The organism is Bradyrhizobium sp. S3.2.6 (assembly GCF_040546885.1).
Lineage (GTDB): Bacteria > Pseudomonadota > Alphaproteobacteria > Rhizobiales > Xanthobacteraceae > Bradyrhizobium > Bradyrhizobium cytisi.
This window is the reverse complement of record NZ_JBEPOS010000007.1, coordinates 247,505-258,316: the sequence shown is the minus strand read 5'-3', so window position 1 is coordinate 258,316 and position 10,812 is coordinate 247,505. Positions and strand designations below refer to the sequence as shown.

Annotated in this window: 11 protein-coding genes; 4 read left to right on the top strand and 7 right to left on the bottom strand. The window is 64.3% G+C overall.

What is annotated here, in order from left to right; translation table 11 throughout:
* Positions 1 to 103 precede the first annotated feature (103 nt).
* Together ABID58_RS16455 and ABID58_RS16450 are read right to left on the bottom strand one after the other, a co-directional pair.
* Positions 104 to 382 (bottom strand): hypothetical protein, encoded by a 279-nt coding sequence (locus ABID58_RS16455; RefSeq protein ID WP_430640161.1) that lies wholly within the window; start codon positions 380 to 382, stop codon positions 104 to 106.
* 280 nt (positions 383 to 662) lie between these two features.
* Positions 663 to 1,736: an RgsD C-terminal domain-containing protein gene (locus tag ABID58_RS16450; protein ID WP_354033385.1), complete on the bottom strand. Its 1,074-nt coding sequence runs from the start codon at positions 1,734 to 1,736 to the stop codon at positions 663 to 665.
* Between the two features lie 234 nt (positions 1,737 to 1,970).
* Between ABID58_RS16450 and ABID58_RS16445 the strand changes: the two genes are divergently transcribed.
* Positions 1,971 to 2,999, top strand: coding sequence for a patatin-like phospholipase family protein (locus ABID58_RS16445; RefSeq protein ID WP_354033384.1), 1,029 nt, complete (start codon positions 1,971 to 1,973; stop codon positions 2,997 to 2,999).
* A gap of 19 nt (positions 3,000 to 3,018) precedes the next feature.
* Here ABID58_RS16445 and ABID58_RS16440 read toward each other — a convergent pair whose 3' ends face one another.
* Positions 3,019 to 3,447 (bottom strand): CBS domain-containing protein, encoded by a 429-nt coding sequence (locus ABID58_RS16440; RefSeq protein WP_148750137.1) that lies wholly within the window; start codon positions 3,445 to 3,447, stop codon positions 3,019 to 3,021.
* 188 nt (positions 3,448 to 3,635) lie between these two features.
* Complete coding sequence (locus tag ABID58_RS16435; RefSeq protein WP_354033383.1) at positions 3,636 to 4,442, bottom strand: rhomboid family intramembrane serine protease; 807 nt, start codon at positions 4,440 to 4,442, stop codon at positions 3,636 to 3,638.
* A gap of 535 nt (positions 4,443 to 4,977) precedes the next feature.
* Between ABID58_RS16435 and ABID58_RS16430 the strand changes: the two genes are divergently transcribed.
* The gene (locus tag ABID58_RS16430) at positions 4,978 to 5,532 is read left to right on the top strand and encodes a PAS domain-containing protein (protein ID WP_148752897.1); all 555 of its coding nucleotides are present in this window, start codon (positions 4,978 to 4,980) and stop codon (positions 5,530 to 5,532) included.
* A gap of 142 nt (positions 5,533 to 5,674) precedes the next feature.
* Positions 5,675 to 6,466: a Crp/Fnr family transcriptional regulator gene (locus tag ABID58_RS16425; protein WP_148752896.1), complete on the top strand. Its 792-nt coding sequence runs from the start codon at positions 5,675 to 5,677 to the stop codon at positions 6,464 to 6,466.
* A 278-nt stretch (positions 6,467 to 6,744) separates the two neighbouring features.
* Here ABID58_RS16425 and ABID58_RS16420 read toward each other — a convergent pair whose 3' ends face one another.
* Complete coding sequence (locus ABID58_RS16420) at positions 6,745 to 7,230, bottom strand: phasin (protein ID WP_354033382.1); 486 nt, start codon at positions 7,228 to 7,230, stop codon at positions 6,745 to 6,747.
* A gap of 464 nt (positions 7,231 to 7,694) precedes the next feature.
* Positions 7,695 to 8,084, bottom strand: a complete 390-nt coding sequence (locus tag ABID58_RS16415) for a COG4315 family predicted lipoprotein (RefSeq protein WP_187435029.1) — start codon at positions 8,082 to 8,084, stop codon at positions 7,695 to 7,697.
* 142 nt (positions 8,085 to 8,226) lie between these two features.
* On the opposite strand from ABID58_RS16415, the gene ABID58_RS16410 reads away from it, so the two are divergent.
* Positions 8,227 to 8,730 (top strand): GNAT family N-acetyltransferase, encoded by a 504-nt coding sequence (locus ABID58_RS16410; RefSeq protein ID WP_354033381.1) that lies wholly within the window; start codon positions 8,227 to 8,229, stop codon positions 8,728 to 8,730.
* 31 nt (positions 8,731 to 8,761) lie between these two features.
* Here ABID58_RS16410 and ABID58_RS16405 read toward each other — a convergent pair whose 3' ends face one another.
* Positions 8,762 to 10,759, bottom strand: coding sequence for a DEAD/DEAH box helicase (locus ABID58_RS16405; RefSeq protein WP_354033380.1), 1,998 nt, complete (start codon positions 10,757 to 10,759; stop codon positions 8,762 to 8,764).
* Between the last annotated feature and the right edge of the window lie 53 nt (positions 10,760 to 10,812).

Below are 10,812 nucleotides of genomic sequence, written 5' to 3'. Positions count from 1 at the left end.
GTCTCTGGGACGCTATTGGTCGCATCGTCGACACCTACACGCCCGCAGAATCCACAAACTACTTCGTGGCCGCAGGGTACTTGCAACCTGATCGGTTAACGCTCTAATCCTCGCTCGCAGCCGCAGAACGGTTATGCAAATAAGCCTGCGACAACAGGAAGAACAGCGCGCGCTCGCCATAATATTTGGCGGACGGCCGCGTGCGCTCGAAGCCGTCGGCGAATATCTTGCCGGACTGGTCGCAGACCTGCCACCGCCAACCGAACCGCTTGCGCCTGGTGAGGATCACTTCGAACATGCCGACGCGCTTGGTCCCCTGCTCCTTGCCGGTGCTGGCATACAAGCCTGCCCCGGCCTCCCCCTTTTGACGGATAGCCGACATATAACCCAGCAGGATGGAAAGCGAATGAAATTGATTATCGGAAATACGTATCTTGCACCGTTATGACGAAGTCGCACCGAGCCCGGAATAAGCCGATGCCGCCGGTGTTTTCTTATCCCTCCGCGGCGGAGCTTGGGTACGCTTGCAGCGATACACAGGACGGAAATGCCCGGTAAGCGGACGCTCACCGGGCGACCAGCGCCTGATTGGCTTTGCGTGCGCTCGATGAGAAGCGCGGTACGATGTTGCGGAAAATCGCTAAGCGGGGCGAGGCGAAAGATCAGCGCGCGACGACTTCGACCTCGCCGTCGACGCCGTTGACGACGTTAAAACCGCGCTCGTAGACCTTGCCTTCGTTCTTGGCGATGGCGCGGTATTCGCCTTCGGAGAGCACGACGCGGGGGAAGGCGCCGATCGATTCCTTGATGACGTCGCCGCCGGGCGTCAGCACCGACCAGGCGGTATTGGCGAGCGCCTCGCCGCCCTTGTCGCTGACGAGCTTGAGCGTGATCACGGCGGCGCGGTGGGTGATGGTGACGTCGGTGAGCTTGCCGGCCTGGACGCGGATGTCCGAGCGCACCACCGAGTTGGCGTCGCCGTAATTGGAGATGATGTAGTAGGTGCCTTCCGGCAGCAGCACGACGTCGCCGGCGGCGACGTTCGGCACCAGCGAGGCGCGCTCGCCGGATTCGAACTGGCTGCCCTTGTAGATCGCGAACGAGATCTGGTTCAGCGGAATCCGGCTGGTGCCGACGCGACCCTCGATGCGGAGGCCGCCGGCTGGCAGCACGAAGGATTCGCGATCGGTCTCGGCCTTCAGGCTGACGGTACGCACCGCGCTGACGAGGCCGAAGGCGACGTGCACGACGTAATTGCCCGGCGGCAGCACGATGTTGGGCGCCGGGTTGCGATCCTCGCGGATCAGCTTGAAGGTGCCGTTCTCGTCGGGCCGGTCGGCAAACACCCGCCACACCAGGCCACTGGTGATCGCTGGCGTGTCCTTGCCGTATTTGGCACTCAGCGACAGCACAGCCTGCCCGGGCGCGGCCGCATTGAGCGGGGCTGCCGGCGGCACGGTCGTCACCGCGGGCGGCGGCATGCTCGGCGTATTCGGCTGCGTCAGGGTCGGCGGCAGGCTCGGGGGGCCGGCGCCTAGACCGGAGGGCGGCGCCAGGCTGACGGCGCCGCCGGGATCGGGCACCGAAGCCGGGGGCACCGGCGGCGGCCGGTCCGAGAAAAGCTGGGCCTGCGCGGCATTCCGCCCGAGGAAACCGAGGCACGCAGCAAGAACAAGCGCCGGCAGCAGCCTGCCGCCGCGCCGCCATCCGATGATGTCGTCACCCCCGAGAGTCATGTCTCCTGCTTTTCACCGAAAACGCGGCAAATTCAAGCCTCTGAAATCCCATGAAATACAGGTTCTTTGGAACCCGGCTGACGCCTGCGTGATTAGATCAATGGCAATCGGCCTCCGCCACACTCCTGCCCCCAGCGTCCCTAACGCTATAAACCAAGCTTTGCCCTCTTTCTGGCGGAGCGGAAGCGCGGCGCCTACTCTGGAGTGAGGACGGCCCGGAATAGGAGAGTTTCGGTGCTGGACATCTTGAGAGGTCGGAGCGTGAACGGAGCAAATGGCGAGAAGGTCGGCCTCGGCAGCATTCGCAAGCCGGTCATCGGCCTCGCACTCGGAGGCGGCGCGGCGCGCGGCTTTGCCCATATCGGTATCATAAGGACGCTGCTGGCCAACGGCATCGTGCCCGATGTCGTGGTCGGCACCTCGATCGGCGCCGCGGTCGGCGGCGCTTACGCGGCCGGCCGGCTCGACGCTTTGGAAGACTGGGCGCGCAGCCTGCAGGGCGTGCGCAACATTCTCGGCTATCTCGACATCCGCCTCGACGGCTCGGGCCTGATCGGCGGCCAGAAGCTCGCAAGCCGGCTGGCGGACGCGGTCGGCCAGACCATGATCGAGGACCTCCCGATGAAGTATGCCTCGGTCGCGACCGAGGTCCGCACCGGCCACGAGATCTGGCTGACGCGCGGGCGCCTGGTCGAGGCGATGCGCGCCTCCTATGCGCTGCCCGGCATCTTCTCGCCCGTGATGATCGGCGACCGCTGGCTGGTCGACGGCGCGCTGGTGAATCCGGTGCCGGTTTCGGCTGCGCGGGCGCTCGGTGCCGAAATCGTCATCGCGGTCAATCTGTCCACCGACATCTTCACGCATTCGACGACGATCTATCAGCACGGCGCGATGCCTGCGCCGGTTGCTGCAGTCACTGAGGAAATTCCGGCCAAGCGGCGCTTTCCGCGCATCTTCTCGCCGGAGAGAACCGTCAAGCGCGAGTTTTTCGGCAGTGCCGGTCGTCCCGGCATCTCCTCGGTGATGGTGGATGCCTTCAACATCATGCAGGACCGCATCACCCGCGCGCGGCTCGCCGGCGATCCGCCAGACCTGCTGATCACGCCTCGGGTCGGCCAGTACGGCTGGTTCGATTTCCATCGTGCCGAGGAGCTGATCGCGCACGGCACCCGCGCCGCCGAACGCGCGCTGGAGTCGATCCAGGAGACGATCGACGTGCTGGCGCCGGCGCCCGAAGGTGCCGCGCCCAAGGCGGCGGAGTAAGCCCGGCGAGTAAGGCGGCTCAGGCCGTCTTGATGTAGTCGCGCAGGGCTTCCTGCTCGGACTCGTATTCCTCGACCCGGCGCTTGACGATGTCGCCGATCGAGATCAGCCCGACCACCTTGTTGTTGTCCAGCACCGGGAGGTGGCGGAACTTGCCGGTGGTCATCATCTCCATGAGCTCGGCGACCGTGTCGGTCTCCTTGCACGCGACGACCTTGCGGGTCATGACCTGGCTCACCGGCTCTTCCAGCACGCCCGCACCGCGCTCACCGAGCACGCGCACGATGTCGCGCTCCGACAGGATGCCCTCGAGCCGGCTCTGGTTCATCACCAGCACCGCACCGATCTTTTTCTCGGCGAGCAGCTTGACCGCGGCAGCCAGTTTTGCGTCGGGCTCGACGCTCACGATCTGGTGGCCCTTGGTATTGAGAATAGTACGTACCGTCATTGTCGCCTCCCTGAATCGGATCCGTCCGCTTGGTGCGGTCCGGACTTGTTCGTGAGTCTTCGACTAACAGTTTCAGCGCCGGCTTCACGTTCAGGCGCTTCGCGAAGCATCGCCTCTACGGGCTTGTCGCTTCGGAACATTCTTCCCGGGAATGATGGATGAATTCGGGCCGCGCCGCAAGCGCCGCTTCAAATACCGCTTGAAATGTCCTGTGACGACGCATCCGCAGCATCATCTTTTCGCACGCGCGGCACGGGATCGAACAGCGCGAACAGCAACAGCCCCGCGAAGAAGCCGCCGATATGCGCCTCCCAGGCGACGCCCGCGCTATCGCTTTCGACGCCAATGGCGCCGACGCCGAAGACGATGTTGAGGGCGAACCACACGCCCAGGAAGCCGACGATGCGCCGGTCCCGCAGGGCCTGCAACAACGGCAGCGCCGGAACTTTTGCGGCGCTATCGGCATCCGAACGGCTGAACGACAGGAAGCTGCCCCGCACGAAGGCGAACCGGATCGCGGCCGCCATCGCGCCCGACACCGAGGCCGAGGCGCCGATCATCGGCACCACCGCGTGCTCATGGGTGACGAGATGGGCGAGCGCACCGGCGGCGGCCGTCACAGCCAGGAACACAAAGAAGCGCACCGCGCCGAAGCGCCGCGCCAGCGCGCTGCCGAACGGCAGCAGCCACAGCACGTTGAAGGCGAGATGGGTGAGATTGGCGTGCAACAGCGAATAGGTGAAGAAGGTCCAGACCTTGGCACCCGCGCCGCCCTCGAATTGCAAATTGACCAGCGAGGAATCGTAGCGCTTCGGGATGAAGCCGAAGACGTCGATGGTCCAGTTCTCCAGCTCCGGCGGCAACAGCACCCGCAGGTGGATAGCCGCCAGCAGGACGACATAGGCCGTCAGCGCGAGTGGCAGCGTCAGGATCGGCTCGCGCGGGGCCTCTTCGACGACGACCGGTTGGTCTGACGATGGTGGCGGGGAATCCAAGGCGGTTTCGCTTTCAGGCGCGATCGAAGCAACAAGCTTGGAGATAGTCGCCTTTACCGGGCTTGCGCAAGTGCACAAAAGGAAAAGGGAGAGCCCTGGGAAAGCCCTCCCTATCCGTGTCGATCTTGCCGGCCCCTAAAGCGCGTCACCGCACTTTAGGTTGTTGTTTGGGCATGATCTTGCCGGAAAACCGCTACGCACTTTTCCGGATCATGCCGCAGAGGAACAAGGAGTATCCCCACCCCTCCCCGCGGCCAGTGACCAAACTGCTTGACGCCCGTGTACAGACCTCGCCGAGAACCTGGAAGAAAGCGACGAGGCTTGCGACCGCGATCACCTTAGCAGCCGCGGGACGAACGCAAAGCGCATAGTTAATTTAACGTTAACGACGCAAAGGCGGCCCGCGCGAGGCCAAAAACGCCCCCGCGGCATGGACGCTGCAATTCCCCTCCTGCACAACAACACAGGGATCTCAGGTGCACTGAAGCGGGACAGGTTTGTCCCATGAGGTTGCGCCGAGGGGTAAGCGTCAGTCATGAAACATCCGTCGAACCGCGCGTTCTTTGCGTATTGGGACAAGAAGCGCGGCAGCGCGCGAGCCCCTGATCGGGCCGATATCGACCCGGCCGCCGTGCGCGAGCTGCTCGGCGACATCTTCGTCCTGTCCTGCGAGCCGAAGCTCGGCTTTCCGTTCCGCGTCGCCGGCACCCGCGTCTGCGCGCTCGCAGGCCTCGATCTCAAGGACCAGAGCTTCGCCGCGCTGTTCACGGAAGGCTGCCGCAGCGAGATCGAGGAAATCGCGACCATCGTCGCCGACGAGACGCTCGGCGCCATTGCCGGCATCACGGCCACGCGCGAGGACGGTAGCAAGGCCCATCTCGAGCTGCTGCTGCTGCCCTTCAACGCTCGCCCGCACACGCCGGTCAGCGTAACCGGCGTGCTTGCGCCGTTTGACGACGAATGCGGCGCGCTTTCCGCCTTCACCGTCACCTCGTGGCGCTATCTGCACCAGCCGGAGAAATTGCTGCCGCGCGCGATCCGCAAATTGCAGGTCGCACGCGGGCTGATAGTGTATGAGGGGCTTCGTTAGGGGCGCTTACGCTCCGTCATTGGAACCTTACCGGCTGAACCACGTTTGTCCGTTTGCCGTGCCAAGCGAGTTCGCGGTAACGCGGCTCGGCCGGTGACGATGCGTTTGCTCGCCGTCGAGCGTCCGTCGAGGGGCGATTCCCGTGATGGAGCACGCGACCAGAGTTGGTAATCGCCTGCTAGCTGCGTTACCGTCGGCCGACTTCGCTTTGCTTGCACCGCATTTGCGAAAAGTACCGATCGAGCACGACGCAGTCCTCGTTCGATCGGCCGACCGGATCGAACACCTCTACTTCCCCTGTAGCGGCGCAATTGCCCTCATCATGGAGTTGCCGAACGGACAGACGGCCGCAACCGCGGTGATCGGCAACGACGGCGTCATCGGGCTCATGACGGCGCTCGGTCCGGTCCGATCCCCGCTGACGGCGGTTGTCCGCGTGGCCGGGACCGCACTACAAATCTCGCCCGCGCGATTCCAAGCAGCGCTCGAACGCAGTCCGGCCATTGCAAGCGCGGTTCAGATTGTCACCAGGGCGATGATGACGCAATTCCTGCACGTCGCGGCCTGCAACGCGCTGCATTCCGTCGAAGCGCGCCTCGCTCGCTGGCTGCTTCACATTCACGACCGGACGGGCGGCGGTGACGTGCTGCCCTTGACCCAGGAGACGCTGTCGGAATTGCTCGGCGTTCGGCGCCCCACGGTCACGCGCGTCGTGAGCGCACTTCGAACATCAAGGGCCATCAAATCCAATCGGCGCGGTCAGCTCGAAATCGACAAGCGACGGCTCGAGATCGTCGCTTGCGAATGCTACAAGGTGATGAGCCGCAGGATCGATCGGATCGTGTCGCAGGATGCGTCAAGGCTCCTTCACGCCGCGCCGGCGCGGTATGGCTGCCCGCCCCCGGACCTCCCGTTCGCCAAGGCCGATTCATAGACCCATGCCTCTCGGGCGAACCACTCGTGCGTCGCCGCGCACATCCGGCAATAGGTGCGCGAAAAGAACACCGTACTGGAGCGAAATCTTTCGCCATCCATCTCGATGCCTGTCGGAATTGCGCTGCCCGTTTCCGGGCATTTGATCATCACCATACCCATCTTGGCTTCCCTCTAGCTCGGCATCACCTCGCGGCAAGGCTGACCGTCCTCGGCTGGACGGCGCCTCTTCTCGCGAAGACGCTCGTCCAGCCGATCCACGTGGCCGGTCGCTTCGATTCAAGCAGCCCTGTGCAGAACCCGGTTGAAGCTGTTCTTGATCGGCTCGGCCGTCTCGGTCGCGACCTTCTGGGCCAGATCCCAAAGCTCCCGATTTTGGGCGGAAGCCGCTTCAAAGGTCTTGCGACCGTGGGCGGCGGAGAGACTGACGAGGTCCGCAAACGACCTCGCATCCGCAAGCTGGGAGAAAAATTCCAGCACGGAGCTGGTATTGGCATTGGATATCTCGATGACCTTGGTGCCGTAATCGGCGGCACGCCTGGCATTGGTCGAACAGGCGTCGCAAAGGGCCGCGGTGATCTGCTCGGAAGTCGTCTTCATCTGCTCGAAATTTGCCTTGGCCCGTGTTGCCGCCGGCGCGGTGAGATCGCCGAGCATCGCCTCGATGTTGAAAAACGGCATGTCGAACTTGAGGTCTGTAGTTCCGTTCGCCGTCCCATTCAGCGGGGCGGCATTCGTTTCGGCTTTCACATTGACATCACTCACGGGCTTTCATCCTTTCAAGCGAAACCAGATAATGGATTGAAGACTCCCCGACGCGTCCAGATGCGTACAGCACCGGGACATCAGTGCCCCTGCTTTCACGATGGTGGGTTGCTGCTGCGGACATGCCGCTCTCGCCCCCGCCGGAGCCAACTATGACCGACGAAAGTCGATGCTTCGGTTCGCTTTCTGACTCTCAATTCGAAATAATTCGATTAGTGCGACGCGGCGGCGCAGAGCGAATCCTGCGTCTCTAAAGTTGCTACAATTTTGCGCACCAACTTGAGATCAGTGCCGGCAAACTATCGAGCTATCGAGAGGCGTCGATCCCGGGAGCCGCTTGAGCCTGCCGGAACGTTCTACCGCTAGCGCAACCGGCCGCAGTTGCACGGCACCCGCGCATACGACGATGCTTCTCGCGTCTCGGCCAGCCCTCGCCGTCTAGGTGGCGACGGAAGCGCACTCGCTCACGGCATTGCCAGATGCCAGGCCCCGTTCAGGAAACCATCGCCGGTGACGTCGCCGGGCTTGGTGTCCTTGGCGAAAGTGTAGAGCGGCTTGCCGTTATGGGCCCACTGCTTGGAGCCGTCGTCGCGCGTGATGATGGTGTAGCCGTCACCGGCGGCATCGCTGGCCTCGGCTTTCAGCGCCGGCCAGTTTGTCGCACACGGTCCATTGCAGGCCGACTTGCCTTCCATGTCCTTGTCGAAGGTGTACAGCGACATGCCCTTGGCGTCGGTGAGCACGTTGCCCTTGTCTGTCTTGCCGGTCTTGGCCGGCGGCGCCGCGAAGGCAGCCGATGTCATCGCGAGCGACGCGAGGAGCGTGAGCGCGAGGCGGATCGAAGATGTCGTCATGGTGTCTCCTGTCATGCAATTGGTTCGCATGGGTAGGACGCCGCACCGCGTGCGGTATTCCTCAAAATGGCGCAAAGATATTTTTGGCTGCGCACATCGGCGCGGCGGAATAAATTGCGATGGTTGATACGGAACAGTCGGGATGAGCAAGCCGCATTGGCGCCGCGCGCACGCTGAAGACCTCGCCGCGATCAGCGCGATCGCGGCACGAATCCATCCTGATCTCCCCGAGCGCCCGGAAGTATTCGCGGAAAAGATGCGGCTCTATCCGGACGGCTGTTGCGTGCTCGCTGCAGGCAACCAGATCGCAGGCTACGGCCTCGCGCATCCCTGGATTCAGCAACAGATTCCGCCGCTCGACGGGTTCCTCGACCGATTGCCCGATGCTGCAGACTGTCTCTATGTGCACGATGTCGCCGTGCTGCCCGACTTCCGCGGCGGCGTGGCGCGCGCTTATCTCGCAGAGATCGAAGAGCTGGCGCGATCGTCAGGCATCACAACGCTTGCGCTGGTCTCGGTCTACGGCACGCAACCACTGTGGGAGCGTCTCGGTTTCCAGGGCGTTGCACCGGATGCGGCGCTGCGCGACAAACTCTCGTCCTATGGCGCGAGCGCGACCTACATGCTGCGCGGGCTCACCCGATAGCCCCCTTCCCCGTGCGTGACGCTGCCGGGGTTCAGCCGCGGTGCTTCTTCTTGGCCTTCTTGCCCGGCGCACCCTTCGCTGGCCACGGCGCGACCGAAGGCTCTGCATGGCCAGGCTTGCTCTTGTGCTTCTTTTTCTTTCCGAAAGAAGGAGCATCCTCGAATTTCGGCCCGCGCTCGCCGTGTGATTTTCCGGCTGGCTTAAAGCCACCGGCGTCGCGCGCGCGATCGTCGCGGCGTTCGCGATGATCGCTGTCTCGGGTCTCGCGCCTGGGCGCTTCGAACCGCTCTTCGGGAGCCGCCTTTGCTTGCGGCGCACCCGTCATCGGCTCGAGGCGGATATTGTCTTCCTTGTCCGGACGCTTGATCTTGGCAGCGAAGGATTCCGCAACCCGCTCGGTAATCTCGAACTCGGTCGTGGTGTCCATGATCTTGATGGCGCCGATGTCGCCCTTGTCGATGCCGCCGCGACGGCAGATCATCGGCAAGAGCCAGCGCGCTTCCGCGTTCTTTCTTCGTCCGATGTTGGCCCGGAACCATACGGTAGCCTCTGTCATGCCGTGCTTCTGCGACGATTTCCCCGATTTGGGTCGGGGCCTCTCGGAGCGGTCATCGCCGCGCGGCTTTCGATCGTCGCGCGGCGTGCGATCGTCGCGCGACGTGCGATCGCGCGATGTCCGATCGTCGCGGCCACGATCGTCGCGCGGCCGGCCACGCGCCTCGCCGGGATCGAGAATGTCTTCAGGTGACGGCAGCCGCGCCCGATAGAGCCGCGCGAGTGCTGCGGCGATGTCCTCGGCCGACCGCTCGGCCAGCAAGGCCTTCGCCAGCTCGAGATCGTCGGCGGTCGTCTCCTCGGTGAACAACACGTCCTTCATGCGCTCATGATCGAGCTTGCGAATCTCATCCGCCTGCGGGGCGGTCCCCCAGACGGCGTCGATGCCGGACAGATTCAGCAGCACCTCCGCACGCCGCCGTCGTATCGGCGGCACCAGCAGAACGCTGACGCCCTTCCGGCCCGCACGCCCGGTGCGGCCTGAGCGATGTTGCATGACCTCCGCGTCATTGGGCAGATCGGCGTGAATGACGAGGTCGAGGCTCGGCAGGTCGATGCCCCGCGCCGCCACATCGGTCGCGACGCAAATTCGGGCGCGCCCGTCCCGGAGCGACTGGAGCGCCAGGGTACGCTCGTTCTGCGTCAACTCACCGGAGAGAGCGACCACGGAAAAACCGCGCTCCAGCAGCGCCGCCTGCAAATGCCTGACCGCATCGCGCGTGTTGCAGAACACCAGCGCGCTCGGCGACTCGTAGAAGCGCAGCACGTTGACGACCGCATGCTCGACATCGCCGGGAGCGACCCGGATGGCGCGGTACTCGATATCGGCGTGACCGCCCTCGTCGCCGGCGACCTCGATCCGGAACGCCTGCTGCTGATACTGCTTCGCCAGCGCCACGATGCCGCGCGGAAACGTCGCCGAGAACAACAAGGTGCGGCGCGTGTCCGGGGTGGTCTTGAGGATGAACTCCATGTCCTCGCGAAAGCCGAGATTGAGCATCTCGTCGGCCTCGTCGAGCACGACGACCTTCAATTCCGAAATGTCGAGACGGTTGCGCCGCAAATGATCGCACAGGCGGCCGGGCGTGCCGACGACGATATGGGCGCCCGCGGCCAGCTCGCGCTGCTCGCGGCGCGGGTCCATGCCGCCGACGCAGGAGACGACGCGCGCCCGCGCATGCTCGTAGAGCCATGTCAGCTCGCGCTGGACCTGCAAGGCGAGCTCGCGGGTCGGCGCGACGATGAGGGCCAGAGGGGCTGCGGCCTGCGCGAACCGCTCGGCACCATCGAGCAGATCCTTGGCCATAGCCAAACCATACGCGACGGTCTTGCCCGAGCCGGTCTGAGCCGACACCAGAAGGTCGCGGTCGACGGCATCCTCGCCGAGCACGGCGAGCTGAACCGGGGTCGGTGAATCGTAATTGCGCTCAGCCAAGGCACGGGCGAGCGGCGCAGTCAGGGCCGGAAAAGACACGGGATGGAAAACCTTGGTTGGTCCGGGGCGCGGAACGGAAAGCCGGGGCGCCT

Excerpts from the sequence above, each read along its gene's own strand:
- ABID58_RS16450 (WP_354033385.1), bottom strand. The coding sequence starts at position 1,736 with ATGACTCTCGGGGGTGACGACATCATCGGATGGCGGCGCGGCGGCAGG.
- ABID58_RS16430 (WP_148752897.1), top strand. The coding sequence starts at position 4,978 with ATGAAACATCCGTCGAACCGCGCGTTCTTTGCGTATTGGGACAAGAAG.
- ABID58_RS16440 (WP_148750137.1), bottom strand. The coding sequence starts at position 3,447 with ATGACGGTACGTACTATTCTCAATACCAAGGGCCACCAGATCGTGAGC.
- ABID58_RS16455 (WP_430640161.1), bottom strand. The coding sequence starts at position 382 with ATGTCGGCTATCCGTCAAAAGGGGGAGGCCGGGGCAGGCTTGTATGCC.
- ABID58_RS16415 (WP_187435029.1), bottom strand. The coding sequence starts at position 8,084 with ATGACGACATCTTCGATCCGCCTCGCGCTCACGCTCCTCGCGTCGCTC.
- ABID58_RS16410 (WP_354033381.1), top strand. The coding sequence starts at position 8,227 with ATGAGCAAGCCGCATTGGCGCCGCGCGCACGCTGAAGACCTCGCCGCG.